Annotated in this window: 13 protein-coding genes and 1 pseudogene; 3 read left to right on the top strand and 11 right to left on the bottom strand. The window is 62.9% G+C overall.

All coding sequences use genetic code 11. The annotated features are described in order from the left end of the window. Positions 1–38 precede the first annotated feature (38 nt). Positions 39–743 (top strand): annotated as a pseudogene (locus ACJH6I_RS30935) (transposase); the annotation flags it as partial. Between the two features lie 315 nt (positions 744–1058). Here the strand turns inward: ACJH6I_RS30935 and ACJH6I_RS30930 are convergent. The 9 genes from ACJH6I_RS30930 to ACJH6I_RS30890 all read right to left on the bottom strand — a co-directional run bounded on the left by ACJH6I_RS30930 (position 1059) and on the right by ACJH6I_RS30890 (position 9383). Further along, positions 1059–1850, bottom strand: a complete 792-nt coding sequence (locus ACJH6I_RS30930) for an IclR family transcriptional regulator (RefSeq protein ID WP_047040750.1) — start codon at positions 1848–1850, stop codon at positions 1059–1061. 56 nt (positions 1851–1906) lie between these two features. After that, a complete protein-coding gene (locus ACJH6I_RS30925) occupies positions 1907–2653 on the bottom strand; it encodes a class II aldolase/adducin family protein (RefSeq protein ID WP_047040748.1) in 747 nt (248 codons plus the stop codon). Further along, positions 2653–3885, bottom strand: a complete 1233-nt coding sequence (locus tag ACJH6I_RS30920) for an NAD(P)/FAD-dependent oxidoreductase (RefSeq protein WP_047040745.1) — start codon at positions 3883–3885, stop codon at positions 2653–2655. The genes ACJH6I_RS30925 and ACJH6I_RS30920 overlap by 1 nt, the downstream gene beginning before the upstream one ends. Next, positions 3885–4079, bottom strand: coding sequence for a ferredoxin (locus ACJH6I_RS30915; RefSeq protein WP_047040743.1), 195 nt, complete (start codon positions 4077–4079; stop codon positions 3885–3887). Before ACJH6I_RS30915 ends, ACJH6I_RS30920 begins: the two co-directional genes overlap by 1 nt. An 18-nt stretch (positions 4080–4097) precedes the next feature. Beyond that, on the bottom strand, positions 4098–4430 hold the full coding sequence (locus ACJH6I_RS30910; RefSeq protein WP_047040740.1) for a hypothetical protein: 333 nt from the start codon (positions 4428–4430) through the stop codon (positions 4098–4100). After that, on the bottom strand, positions 4427–5026 hold the full coding sequence (locus tag ACJH6I_RS30905; protein WP_095795377.1) for a 3-phenylpropionate/cinnamic acid dioxygenase subunit beta: 600 nt from the start codon (positions 5024–5026) through the stop codon (positions 4427–4429). Before ACJH6I_RS30905 ends, ACJH6I_RS30910 begins: the two co-directional genes overlap by 4 nt. A gap of 8 nt (positions 5027–5034) precedes the next feature. Continuing rightward, complete coding sequence (locus ACJH6I_RS30900; RefSeq protein WP_047040736.1) at positions 5035–6498, bottom strand: aromatic ring-hydroxylating dioxygenase subunit alpha; 1464 nt, start codon at positions 6496–6498, stop codon at positions 5035–5037. A gap of 171 nt (positions 6499–6669) precedes the next feature. Beyond that, positions 6670–7983, bottom strand: coding sequence for an IS256 family transposase (locus tag ACJH6I_RS30895; RefSeq protein ID WP_047040733.1), 1314 nt, complete (start codon positions 7981–7983; stop codon positions 6670–6672). Between the two features lie 158 nt (positions 7984–8141). Further along, positions 8142–9383 carry an IS110 family transposase gene (locus tag ACJH6I_RS30890; RefSeq protein WP_047040730.1) on the bottom strand — a complete coding sequence of 414 codons (1242 nt, stop codon included), beginning with the start codon at positions 9381–9383 and terminating at the stop codon, positions 8142–8144. A gap of 354 nt (positions 9384–9737) precedes the next feature. On the opposite strand from ACJH6I_RS30890, the gene ACJH6I_RS30885 reads away from it, so the two are divergent. Continuing rightward, a complete protein-coding gene (locus tag ACJH6I_RS30885) occupies positions 9738–10952 on the top strand; it encodes a DDE-type integrase/transposase/recombinase (RefSeq protein ID WP_157894437.1) in 1215 nt (404 codons plus the stop codon). A gap of 125 nt (positions 10953–11077) precedes the next feature. Here ACJH6I_RS30885 and ACJH6I_RS30880 read toward each other — a convergent pair whose 3' ends face one another. Both ACJH6I_RS30880 and ACJH6I_RS30875 read right to left on the bottom strand, forming a co-directional pair. Then, positions 11078–11944 (bottom strand): aldo/keto reductase, encoded by an 867-nt coding sequence (locus tag ACJH6I_RS30880; RefSeq protein WP_047040723.1) that lies wholly within the window; start codon positions 11942–11944, stop codon positions 11078–11080. A 60-nt stretch (positions 11945–12004) separates the two neighbouring features. Then, positions 12005–12145: a hypothetical protein gene (locus ACJH6I_RS30875; protein WP_156525811.1), complete on the bottom strand. Its 141-nt coding sequence runs from the start codon at positions 12143–12145 to the stop codon at positions 12005–12007. Between the two features lie 258 nt (positions 12146–12403). On the opposite strand from ACJH6I_RS30875, the gene ACJH6I_RS30870 reads away from it, so the two are divergent. Continuing rightward, on the top strand, positions 12404–12628 hold the full coding sequence (locus ACJH6I_RS30870) for a helix-turn-helix domain-containing protein (protein WP_406785154.1): 225 nt from the start codon (positions 12404–12406) through the stop codon (positions 12626–12628). Positions 12629–12694 lie beyond the last annotated feature (66 nt).

The following is a 12694-nucleotide window of genomic DNA, read 5'->3' as shown; positions in this document are numbered from 1 at the left end:
AGCGGGGCGTTCTCATCAGTGCATCGTCATCAACACCGATGACGCCGACATCGTCATCTTCAACGACGGCCAACACCGATGCGCTCCAGCATTTCGACACCTCGGTCTCCGCCTTGGCCCATCAGCTCGGCGTCTCCTGGCACACCGTCTGGGACGCGGTCAGGATCGAAGCCACCCGGCGGATCGCATCGACCGGCCGGCTGACCGGGGTAGATGCGCTCGGGGTCGATGAGCATGTCTGGTCCCACACCGGCCCGCCCGGAACCGGCATGGTCACCGGGATCGTGGACCACACCCGCGACCCCGCGGGGGTGGTGCACGCCAGGTTGCTTGACCTGGTTCCGGGCCGGTCGGGGAAGGCCTATGCGGACTGGCTCAAAGAACGCGGCGCAGGGTTCACTGCCGGGATCAAGACCGCCGCGCTGGATCCGTTCCGCGGCTACGCGAACGCGATCCGTGACGAGCTGCCCGAAGCCATCGCCGTTCTGAACGCGTTCCATGTCGTGAAGCTCGGCTCGGCCATGATCGACGAGGTCCGCCGCCGGGTCCAGCAGGACACCCTGGGACACCGCGGCCGCAAGGGCGACCCGCTCTACGGAATCCGTCGAACCCTGCAGATCGGCGCCGAACACCTCACCGACAAACAAGCCGCCCGGCTCGATGCTAAGCTCAGCGCCGGGGATCACGGCCACGAAGTCACCCTGGCCTGGCAGTGCTACCAGAAGCTCCGCAACATCTACCACGCCCGCCCGGAGCGGGGCCGGGAACTCGTCAACGAAGTAATCACATCATTCCCGACCTCCCCATCCCGGAAGTCGCCCGACTCGGGCGGACACTCAATGGAAGACAGCGATCCTAGCCTACTTCGACACCCACGGCGCTTCCAACGGACCCACCGAAGCGATTCAATGGCGTCATCGAAACCACCCGCCGAATCGCCCGCGGCTTCCGCAACTTCACCAACTACAGACTCAGATGCCTACTGGCCGCCGGCGGCCACCGCCCCTACCGGAACAAACAGACCAACCATGCCTAAACGCGAAGCCGCTTTAAGTCTTCTAGACCAGGCGCCCCTGGAGTTCTTCTGCGGCTGCCCGGAGCATGCCCCCGAGGTCGCTGCGAAGCTCCTCCGACATGCGGTGGGCCGGCACAGATACGTTGATTCCGTAGACAGTGCCGCTTGGGCCGGCAACCGCGGCGGCGACCGATGTCACCCCGTCTTCGCTCTCTTCGCGGCTATTTGCGTAACCCCTGTGCCGGATTTCGTCGAGCTCCCTTTCAAGGTCCGACCTGGAGGTAATTGAGTTGGTAGTCAGCTTGGGGAGTTCCTGCCCTGGGTACAGATTCCGCAGCTGCTTCTCACCGAGGAGGCTCAGCATCGCTTTACCAGTCGCAGTGCAGTTTGCTGGCAAGGTGAGGCCCTGGCGGGAACCGACGCGGACCGCTCGCCTGCTTTCGATGGCGTCGATGAATTGGACGTCAGTCCTCTCAAGCCTGGCGAAGTGGACGGTTTCTCCCGTTTGTTCGAAGATCCGCTCGAGGACCGGCCGGGCCAGTGTCCGGATGTCCACCTGCCGTCTGATCGCAAAGGCAATCGAGCTCAGCGCCTGCCCAGGTTCGTAGGCCCGGGTCGCCGGGTTCTGCCGAACGAAGCCACGGTAGAGAAGCATGCCCATCAGCCGGTGCGCCGTCGACGACGCCACGCCCAAGTAAGTGCTGGCATCGGTCAGCCTGATGCTGGGCTGGGTTTCGAACAGCAGGAGCAGCCGCAGGGCGTTATCAACAGACTCGATGGGGTATTGCGGCGGCGGACCGTATTTGGATCCGTCTTCTGTCTCTGTCGATCGCATGCCTTGTATCGTACCCAGCGTCGGCGGGACTGTCGGCACTGCCGCGCTGGCCGGCTTCATGGGCTGACGCTCAGCCGGGCGAGCTCGTGTCGCCAGGCGGTCGCGATGTTGAACGGCCCTCCGAGATCTGGCAGCTCCGCCATGTCGGGACCGGGAAGGTCGTGCAGCTGCCCTCCGGCTGCTGTGATCTGAAGCGACAGGCCTGCCAAGGTGTTTACGCTGATGGCTTGGAGGACCGCCTGCTCCATCGTCGGCGCCGCGCTGGTGAGGCCGTGTCCGCGCAGCAGCACCACGGGCCGATCGCCCATGGCGTCGAGCATTTCCGCTGCGAGCTCGCGGTTTCGCACGAGCACTCCTCTGGGGTAGACGGGTATTCCGTCTGCCGCCAGGCGGGTGCCCGGGATGTCGAACGCCCCGACGATCGGCCGGATAGCGAGCCCTGCCAAGTCGGCGGCCACGACCTGCGGGGGGTGGGCATGCACAACGGAGTTGATATCCGGGCGCCGCCGCAGCAGCTCGGTGTGCAGAGGCAGCTCGTTGGGGACCGTGTAGCCGCTGTCGAGCTCGCCTTCGGCGGCGGGATTGCCGTCGAGGTCGACCAGCCGGATGTCGTTGGCTTCGGTGTGCGCGAGGCCACGCTCCTTGGGACCCCTGCAACGGACCAAGAGCTCGTTCTCCCCCGTTCGCGCACTGATGTGGCCGAGGATTCCGTCGGCGAGGCCGCGGCCGGCCAGGACCCGGCAGGCCATTGCGATGGCCTGCCGTTGCTCTTCGTGGACCACCGGCGGCTGACTTCCCCGCATCAGAGTGCCGCCGTCGGCCGGGGCTCGAGCAGGAGCTCGAGTTTGTCGCGCAGTTCCTGCACGCCGATCCCTGATCCCATGCCGCGGCGGCAGGCAAGCAGGGCCTTCGGCCAGTTCACGATCGCGGCACCGTACAGTTCCACTCCGTCGGTGGTGTAGAGCGCTGCGAACCGACCGTGCAGCTCAGGGTCTCCGATGAGGACATGGTCGGCGTTGCCTCCCACGCGACCGACGACCTGGATTTTCCAGTCGTGCTGGTCGCTCCAGACGTATTCAACCGGTGTGTACTCGCGGGGACTGTCCGGATGGGTGATGTTGTGGGCGACGCATGAGGCTTGCTCAACCGCGTTTGTCCAGTGCTCGATCCGGATGTCCGCACCGTGCTTCTGATGCCGCCAGCGCGCCACGTCGCCGACGCCATACACGTTCGGGGCGTCCACAGCCCTGCAGAACTCGTCCAGCACGACGCCGTTGTCCACCAGCAGTCCCGAGGAGGCCAGCCAGGCGTCGTTGGGAACCGCGCCGATCCCGATGAGAACGGTGGCGGCTTGTACTGTCTGGCCGTTGGTAAGCCTGACGCTGAAGGACCCGTGCTCGCCCTCAATGGCCTCGACTCCGGTGCCAAAGATCGTGGTGACGCCGTTGTTGCGGTGGAGTTCTCCAAACAGCTGTGCGATTTCGGCGTTGAAGATGCGGCTCATTGGTATGGGCATCGGGTCGATGACTGTCACTTCCAGACCGAGCGTACGTGCCGTCGCGGCTGCTTCGGCACCGATGAAACCGGCGCCGATCACTGCCAGTTCCCCGCCTTTGAGGAGGTCGGCGCGCAGTTTCCGGGCATCGTCCAGGGAACGGAGCACGTGGATCCCGGGCCGTTGGCCCCAGGGTGAGGGTCGGGCAGATGCGCCCGTGGCGATCACAAGGTTGTCGAAGTGTAGGGGTTCGTGGTCCTGGAGGTACAACAGGTTTCCGGCGACATCGATGCCTGTGGCGGCGTGCCCGAGCAGCAGCCGGATGCTGGCTTCCTCCGCCTGCTCGCGGGTAAGGAGGCGGATGGACGACTCCTCTGCTTTGCCGGAGAGGACGGATTTGGACAACGGCGGCTTGTCGTACGGGAGTTCCGTCTCAGCACCGACGAGGACGATGTCGCCTTCATACCCCTCCAGGCGCAGGGACTGGGCAGCACGCACGCCGCCGGTTGAGGAGCCGACGATAACTGTGGTCGTGTTCATCAGTCCTCCACTACTAGGGCGGACACCGGGCAGCTGCGGGCAGCCTCGGTGACACGGGAACGCTCGGCCTCGGGAACTTTGGTCCTGAGGAGAACAACGATTCCGTCGTCATCCAGATCAAAGTAGTCGGGTGCCCCAACGACGCAGTTGGCGTAGCCCTGGCAGGCTTGCAGATCTGCTTTTACGGTAGGCATTGTCAATCTCCTTGGCCTCTAGATGTTGTTTTTGTTCTGGGGCGGCTGCTCGTCCTCGGTGACAAGCGGCCCGAACGGATGCCCGATCATGGCCGAGAAGGTTGCCGGCGCCTGCCAGGTGAGGGCTTCCAGCTCCAGGGGGCACAGGGACACCCACTGGCCGGAGCGCGGGGACTTGATCATCAGCCGCGAGCCGTTCCGCGTCTCGACGCGGCTTACCTGGACTTCGGAGAATTCGTTGGCGATCACGATCGGAGCGCCGTTGACCCGTGCTTCCAGCCGGTCGCGCTCCTCCGCCGCTCGAATGGCGGCAAGGCGGTCCTCCTCTTCGCCTTCCCATTCGAGTTTCATAGGAATATGGCCAGATTCTGCATCCGGATGACCGCCTCGTCGACCATGATGGTGCGGCGGGCGAGCTGCCAGCCGGAGCCGGTGCGGCGCAGCAGATCCTCCCTGCCTGCCGACACGGTCGCGGCCTCGCGGACGTCGCCCCGGCTGCGGAACAGCAGGACCGCCGAATCCACGATGATCTCATCCGGGTTACCGGTACGGAACGTCCGGACGTTGGTGACGTAGTGGCGCAGCCGCGACGGAGGGTCTTCGGTCCAGGCGTGTTCCGTGGCGAAGCGCGCCGCCCTGCGGCTCAGCGAGTACTTGTTTTCATCCATGTGCGCCATCCCGGGAGACGTGCTGTAACCGGCCCCGAGGGCAGTGGTCACCCTCACCGGCATGAGATAGTGCACGTCGTCCGTGAGGCGGCTCAGCCACTCGTCGTACTCCTGTGCGTCGAGCAAATAGGATTCATCGACAAGCCACTTGTGGGCTTGCAGATGAAGTTCATCATTGAACGGCAGGGAGTCACCCGTCCTCTGAGTACGGGGGGCGTGCCCTCCCAGCACCGACTGCTCCGAGAGAGATTTGTTGCTGCGTTCGGTTACGGCTTCAATACCCACGGCTAGCCCTCCTTCGAAACGGTCATTGCCGGGGCGTGCCCGTTGTGCTCAGCGGGAGCCGGGAAAGAATCCGGGGTGTCAGACGGACAGTCCTGCACCGGATTGCTGCCGACGTGCACCTGGGCCGCTTTTTCCATCGGTCGTTCAAGATGGTTGGCCCATCGCAGGAGCAGTTCACGCTGGTTGTATTCGCTGTATCCGACGCGGGTCGAGCCGGGGCCGGAGTACTGCTCGGGGGTCAGGGGTTCGACGACGTTCTGTCCGTTTTCCAGCATGCCCATGCGGCTGTTCAGCAGCAGGCGCCGTGCCATCGGGCCGCCGGCGGTGCTGGTCAAGGAAACCCAGTTTTCCACGTCGTCCTGCTCGAACATGCCGCCGCTGCCAAAGCACATGAGATAGGCCTTGTAGGAAAGTGCCTTAAACTCTTCGGGCGCGTTCTTGTCGACGGCGAACCACGATACGATCTCGGTCTCGTCTTCACTGATTGGCTGCCACTGCCGGATGGAGATGAACGGGAGCACTTCATCGGAGTCTTCTTCGACCCGTGGCCAGTTGTGCACGAAGCTCATGTTCGGGAACACCGACGCCGCCGACACCATGAACCCGTCCTTGCCCACGACGTCGAGCTGCTCCTGGCTCCACTGCTCTTTCATGCGGGCGATCATCTCGTCCGGGTAGCCCACGTAGCGGAGGCGGTCCTCCAGGCTTCCTTCGGGAAGCTTGTAGGTAGTTCCGCCGCCGTTGCCGGCCCAATAGGTTGTCCCGTCCTTGCGCTTTTCCGCCTTTGGTTCGCGGAACAAACCAATTTCGACGACGGAGGTGTGGGTCTGGGGGGTGTGATACATGTCGCCGGCGAAGTTTTCGGCTCCGATTTTCCAGTTGGCCTTGACCCGCCACCGCTGCGGCCCGCGCAGTTCAATCCCGCCGGAGCTTTGCTTCGTGTAGTAGTCCATGTAGAACTTGAAGTCACCCAGGAAGTCCTCCAACGGCTCTGCGTCAGGATCCAGGCTGACGAAGATAAGGCCGTTGTAGATGCCCAGGGAAGGAGCAGGCAGCAACGTCTGCCCCTGCTTCTTGAAGCCCTCTTCGCCGCCGTATGCCTCTTTGTGGAAGGGCAGTCCGACTATGCGGCCGTCGTTACGGTAGGACCACCCGTGGTACGGGCAACGGAAGTGGGAAGCGTTTCCCATCTCCGTGCGGCAGACCTGCATGCCGCGGTGAAGGCACATGTTGAACAGTGCCCGGATTTCTCCATGTTCATCACGGGAAATGATGAATGAGTCTTCCAGGACGCGGCGCACCACGTAGTCGCCAGCTTCGGGCACCTCGGATTCGTGGGCGACGAAAAGCCAGCTGCGACCAAAGACCCGCTCCTTTTCAAGCTCGAAGATCTCTTTGTCGTTGTAAATGTGTGCAGGGATCATGCCCTGCCGTACATCCTGAATCACGCCGCTGTGGTCAGTCATTGATGGATCTCCTTGTCCGGGCCGGCAAGACGCCAGTCATCTCTGGTAATCAGAGATAGTTTCTTTTAGAAAGAGAATGACTTAAAGTGTGGCGTTCGTCAAGCCCCCGACGAGACTCATCTAAAGTGCTCGCGAAAGGAGGAATAGTCAAATCCTGTGGATCGGGGGTCGTCAGGCGACCTCGGACACCGGAGTGTCGGGCGAGGGTTCCGGGGTGATGTCGACCGGCCGTTCGAGGAGCTTGCCCTTGTGGAACAGCGCGCCCGCTCGCACCAGTGCGACCAGCTGCGGTGCGTTGACCGCCCGCCACCGCGACTGCGCGGCCTCGATCAGCTTGTAGGCCATCGCCATCCCCGCCGCTCGTGAACCCGGACCCTTGGTCACCCTGGTCCGAAGCCGCACCGTCGCAAAAGTCGATTCGATCGGATTCGTCGTACGCAGATGCACCCAATGCTCGGCCGGATACCGAAAGTACTCGAGCAACACATCGGCGTCATCGACGATCTTCTTCACTGCCTTCGGATATTTCGCACCGTAGTCCTGTTCGAACGCCGCGATCGCGATCTGCGCCTTGTCGATGTCCTCGGCTCCGATGATCTCCTTCATCGCCGCCAACGCGCCGGGATGCGCGGACTTCGGGAGTGCTGCAAGGACGTTGGATTGCTTGTGGAACCAGCAGCGTTGTTCGCGGGTGTCGGGGAACACTTCCCGCAGTGCCTTCCAGAATCCCAGCGCGCCGTCCCCGATCGCGAGCACCGGGGCCCGCATTCCGCGGCGGCGGCAGTCCCGCAGCAGATCGGCCCAGCATTCGGTGGATTCGCGGTAGCCGTCGGCCAGGGCGACGAGTTCCTTACGTCCGTCGGCCCGCACCCCCAGCATGACCAGCAGACAGAGTTTCTCCTGCTCGAGCCGCACCTTCAGGTGGATGCCGTCGACCCACAGGTAGACGTAGTCGACTTGCGAGAGATCCCGCTGTCCGAAGGCTTTCGCCTCGTCCTGCCACTGCGCGGTCAGCCGGGTGATCGAGGCCGGCGACAGGCCGGCACCGGAGCCGAGGAACTGCTCGAGGGCGGGCCCGAAGTCGCTGGTCGACAGGCCGTGCAGGTACAGCAGCGGCAACACCTCGGACACTTGGGTGGACCTGCGGGCCCAGGCCGGCAGGATCGCCGACGAGAACCTCTTACGCTGGCCTGTCTCGGGATCGATGCGCTTGTCGTTGACCCGTGGCGCCTTCACCGTCACCGCACCGGCGGCGGTCATCACGTCGCGTTCGGTGTGGTAGCCGTTGCGTACGACGAGGCGGTGGCCGTTGTCGTCGACTTCACCGGCGTGCCGGGCGATGTAATCGGCGACCTCGGCCTGCAGGGCTGCGGCGAGCATCTGCCGGGCACCGTCGCGAACGATCTCATCGAGCAGCGACCGGCCTGCACCGGCGGCGTCGCCGGCCTCGTTCGGGTCTCGGCCTTCGTGTACTACCGTGAGCACGGGCGTGCCTTCCCGCCAGCGCGCCAACGCTGGTCTTGATCAGAATCCTGTTTCGTCAAAGATCATCATCCGGGAAGGTGCGTCCTCCCGGGATCCACAGGTTCTGATCATTGCTCCTCGCGAAATGGGGTGCGTGCCTAATACGAAAGTAAGGTGGGTCAGGCTGCCTCCTGGTTACTTAAGGTGACGTTGTAGCCGAGTTCTTGGAGGCGGCGGATGGCGTTGTTCTTGGTGCGGGTGGGGTCCTTTTTGGTAAAGAAGTCGGATCCTGGGTCGTGGTAGCACTCGCCGTCCGCGAGCATGTGCCAGACGGCGGTGAGGATGGAGTGTTGGGTGGCGACGATGGCTTTCATCTTGCCGCGGCGCACAATGAGTCTCTTATAGCGTGCCCCGAGGTAGCTGTTCTTGGGGTTTCTGGAAATCGACAAGGCCGCGACGCCCAGAGCGCCCTTGAGATAGCGGTTCCCAGGTCGGGTCCTGGTGGACTTTGCCCGGCCGGCAGACTCGTTGGATCCTGGGCTTAGGCCCGCCCAGGATGCGAGTCGGCCCGGGCTCTGGAAGGAGCTCATGTCTGCCCCGGTTTCGGCGATGATGACATCGGCCACGAGGGTGGAGACCCCGGGAATGGTAGCTAGAAATTCCCGTGCCGTTTGAAAGGGTTCCATCGCCTCGTTGATGCGGGTGGTGAGTTCCTCGACGCACCGAGTGATGGAATCGATGCGTTCCAGATGCATGTTGCAAAGATAAGCATGGTGCACCTCGAAGCGTCCGGTCAGCGCCTCTACGAGCTCGGGAACCCGCACGCGCATGCGCCCCCGAGCCAGGTCAGCCAACACCTGCGGATCCCGCTCACCCTTGATAAGTGCCTTGAGCATGGCCCGGGAGGAGACACCCATCAGGTCCGAAACATGGTCCGAGAGCTTAAGGCCGGTAGACTCCAGAAATTTCTCCAGTCGTTGGACTTCCCGGGTCCGGTCCTGGGTGGCGATGGTTCGTGCCCGGGTCAAATCCCGAAGTACGCGGATCGGTTGAGGCGGGACAAAACAAGGGCGCAGCAGCCCGTGCGCACCGAGCTGAGCTAACCAGGAAGCGTCGGACACGTCAGTTTTTCGCCCGGGAATGTTGCGGGCCGCCTTCGCATTGACGAGCATCACTGGCAGGAGGTCCTCCATCAGGTAGTAGAACGGCTTCCAGTAATCACTGGTTGCCTCCATGACCACCGTGGTGACCTTCGCGGCGACCAGCATGTCCCGCAGGGCGAGGATCTGATTGGTGGTGGAACCCCAGGTGGTGACCTCGGTGGAAAAAGTCCCGGCACGCTTGCCCGGGGACCGGATGGCGACCTTCGCGTCACCCTTGGAAATATCAATGCCCGCGGCACGTTCATGAACCAAGTCCACGGGACACCTCCTAACCTGCTTGTTTCAATGGGTGGTGATGCCTGCCATGTAGAGGGTGGAATTAAATCAGGACTCTAATACTCGTGCTCACAGCAACAATCCACGGTTCCCGTGGAACCCTCCGCACCACGCTCATTTACGGGCCAAACAACAGCACCAAGGAACGACCGGCGTCGGACACGGCAGACACCACCATCATCCCGCTGAGCCATCCGATTCACCAGAGGCAAGGTGCGTCAAGAGGGACTTTCGACACCCACGGCGCGCAGCGGCGCTGGCACGCTCATTTGGGAAATGCTCGCGAAATCTCTGGTGCATGGTCGGGTGCTTTGGTGTGCTGGAGGGATGTATGGGTTGACGTTGTCTGCGCGCAGGGAAATCACTAAGAAGGAAGCCGGCGCGTATGTGGCGGCGTCGAAGAAGGCCAAGGGCGAGATCCTGGACCGGTTGGTGGCGGAGGTGGGCTGGTCGAGGGCGAATGCCCGGCGGCAGCTGGGCAGGGCCTTCAAGCGGCGGGGCCCGGCCCGTATGGAGGTGCGCAAGCCGAGACCGCCGACGTATGGCTATGACACGGTGAAGGTGCTCCAGCAGGTCTGGGTCGTGGCTGGGCAGCCCTGCGGGAAGTACCTGGCCGCGGTCATGGGCACCACACTGGCCAACATGGACGCCCATATCCGCGCTGGCGCTTTCGGGAGGGTGCGGGCCCGTTACAGCCCCGCAGTGCATGACCAGTTGCTGGCGATGAGCGCGGCAACGATCGACCGGCTGCTGGCACCGTTCAAGCTCTCGATGTATCCGGACGGGAAGTCCACGACCAGGTCGCGGCGGAACCAGTACACCGAGTCGATCCCGATCATGTCCCGCATCCCGGATATTGACTGGCAGCCTGGCCTGGTTGCCATCGATACGGTCGCGCATTGCGGCAACAATGCCAAAGGCCAGTACGCATTCACACTGACCGCCACGGACGTGTACACCGGCTGGACCAGCAACCGGGCGATCAAGAACAAAGCCGCCAAATGGGTGGTCAAGGCGATGGATGAAATCCTGGACGAATTCCCATACCCCATCGACCACATCCATAGCGACAACGGCTCTGAATTCCTCAACGATCCGGTCACTACCTGGTGCAATGCCCATAACATCCGCATGACCCGGTCCCGGCCCCACCACTCCAACGACAACCCGTTCGTGGAGCAGAAAAACGAGGCCGTCGTCCGCCGCTCGGCGTTCAACTACCGCTACGACACCGATGCTGAATTGGGGCTCCTGAACGAGCTCTGGCCGCTGGTGAACCTGCGCAAAAACCTGTTCCTGCCCACCAAGAAAGTCACCGGATATCACCTGAGCCGCAAGGGGAAGTCAGTGCGCAGCTACGACGACCCGCGGACCCCGGCAGACCGGATCAAGGACACCGGGATCATGCTCGAACCCCAACGTCACTACCTGGACGAGCTCTACGCCAGTCTGGACCTGGCCGGCCTGACGAACCGGATCAACGAGATCCAGCAGCGACTCATCCGGCTGGCCGCCGCCAAGACCTACTCCCAAGCACCCCACGCAGCATGAGACTTTCGCGAGCACAATAGATGAGGCACGCAGGAATCATTTGGCGAGCATCTTGACATGAGGCACCACGGCCCCAGTCGGCCGAGTGGCCGAGGCCCCGCCGGACCGCGTCCGTTGGCCGGGATTCAGTGACCGTTTTCCGCAGCATCTGAGTCCCGCGCAGCAGTTTCGCCCATATCCAGGCGGGCCAGATCGTTCATGTCGTCGGCGGTCAGGGTGAAATCGAACGCAGAGATGTTCTCTCTCAACCAGACGGGGTCCGAAGCCTGCGGGATGGGCACCAGGTCCTGCTGAATGTGCCATCGCAGCAGGACCTGGGCAGGTGACCTGTTCAGACGGTCGGCGATGGCCACCACAAGGGGGTTCGCACGCAGTCCGGATTCACGGCCGATCGGGCTCCAGGATTGGGTGAGGATTCCCAGCTCCCGGTGGACCGCACGCGGTTGTGTGCGCGCCAGAGCAGGACTTAGCTGAATCTGGTTGACGTCCGGAACGACTCCGGTCGCTTCGATGATTTTCCTCAGGTGGGCCGGCTTGAAGTTGGAGACGCCGATGGCCTTGACGGCGCCTTCCTCTAACAGGGTTACAAGGCCTTTCCATGCCTCCGCATACGCGCCAAGCGCCGGCACCGGCCAATGGCACATGAACATGTCCAGATAGTCGACCCTAAGCTTCCGCAGGCTTTCGTCGTACGCCCGACGGACGCCGTCGACGCTGTGGGACTCCTTGTTGAACTTGCTGGAAATAAAGAGTTCCGCCCGCGGGACGCCGGCGGTTCTGATGCCGCGGCCCACGGCTTCTTCGTTGCGGTATTGAACGGCCGTGTCGACCAGCCTGTAGCCGGTCTGCACGGCACAGCGGACGGCTTGCTCGCATTCGGCGTCCAGCATCGGCCATGTTCCGAGGCCGATCCGCGGCATACTGTGTCCGTTCAGCAAGGGCAGCCTTGAGGTCGCACCTGGTCTCGGAGCCGTACTCGTTTCATTTATCATCGGAGGGCCTCGTCTTTCGGATCTGTCGATAGTTTGCTAAACGGCTGAAGCCTCAGCTCTTTATGTTTGGGCCATCACGGGTGCGGTCAGCTCAAGGTAGGCGTTTGCCTCCTGCAAGCCAACGCCGCCGCCACACTTGTTGTCGATGTCGAACAGACTGGCCAGATGCGGCAGCTCGGCACGGTCGCCGTAATCCAGCAAGTGAAGCACAACGCATAACTGCTGTCCAGATGTTAATTCCGTTCAGCAGAGAACTGGCGAGATCTGCCGGTGTGGCAGTGGTAGCCGCCCGCCCAGCGCCGTCTGGCCTGTAATCCTCGCCAGTGGGGGCCATTAAACGCATCGCCATGAGATAGCTTCGGATAGGGCCAAGCCTCCCGGAGACCGCCTCCCTTTTGAAGAAGAGCGACCCGGGCCATGTCGAGGCGTTGGCCCGGGCTTTGTCCGTGCTGAAGGCCTATCAGCAGCCAGGACAGGCCATTGTCGGTCTCGGATGTTGCCGAGTTCGTCGGGATCGCCAGGACCGCGGCGGGGCGATTCATCCTCACCCTGGAATACCTGGGTTATCTGTCCTACGACGCCAGTGGCTATTCCTTGCGGCTAGCAGTGCTGGAGATCGGGGATGCCTATCTGCTGAGCCATAAGCTGCTGGCGGTGGCCCATCCGCACCTTGCGGAGCAATGATCAGAACCTGTGGATCCCGGGCGGGCGTGCCTTCCCGGAAGATGATCTGCAAGGAATCCGAATTCT

Source organism: Mycobacterium sp. SMC-13 (genome assembly GCF_045311035.1).
In the GTDB taxonomy this organism is placed as follows: domain Bacteria; phylum Actinomycetota; class Actinomycetes; order Mycobacteriales; family Mycobacteriaceae; genus Mycobacterium.
Note: the sequence above shows the minus strand (reverse complement) of the source record. Positions and strands in the feature narration are given on the sequence as shown.

Bases quoted from the DNA above. Each gene is read 5' to 3' on its own strand.
- ACJH6I_RS30910 (WP_047040740.1), bottom strand. From the start codon at position 4,430: ATGAAACTCGAATGGGAAGGCGAAGAGGAGGACCGCCTTGCCGCCATT.
- ACJH6I_RS30925 (WP_047040748.1), bottom strand. From the start codon at position 2,653: ATGCGGGGAAGTCAGCCGCCGGTGGTCCACGAAGAGCAACGGCAGGCC.
- ACJH6I_RS30880 (WP_047040723.1), bottom strand. From the start codon at position 11,944: ATGATAAATGAAACGAGTACGGCTCCGAGACCAGGTGCGACCTCAAGG.
- ACJH6I_RS30900 (WP_047040736.1), bottom strand. From the start codon at position 6,498: ATGACTGACCACAGCGGCGTGATTCAGGATGTACGGCAGGGCATGATC.
- ACJH6I_RS30930 (WP_047040750.1), bottom strand. From the start codon at position 1,850: ATGCGATCGACAGAGACAGAAGACGGATCCAAATACGGTCCGCCGCCG.
- ACJH6I_RS30915 (WP_047040743.1), bottom strand. From the start codon at position 4,079: ATGCCTACCGTAAAAGCAGATCTGCAAGCCTGCCAGGGCTACGCCAAC.
- ACJH6I_RS30920 (WP_047040745.1), bottom strand. From the start codon at position 3,885: ATGAACACGACCACAGTTATCGTCGGCTCCTCAACCGGCGGCGTGCGT.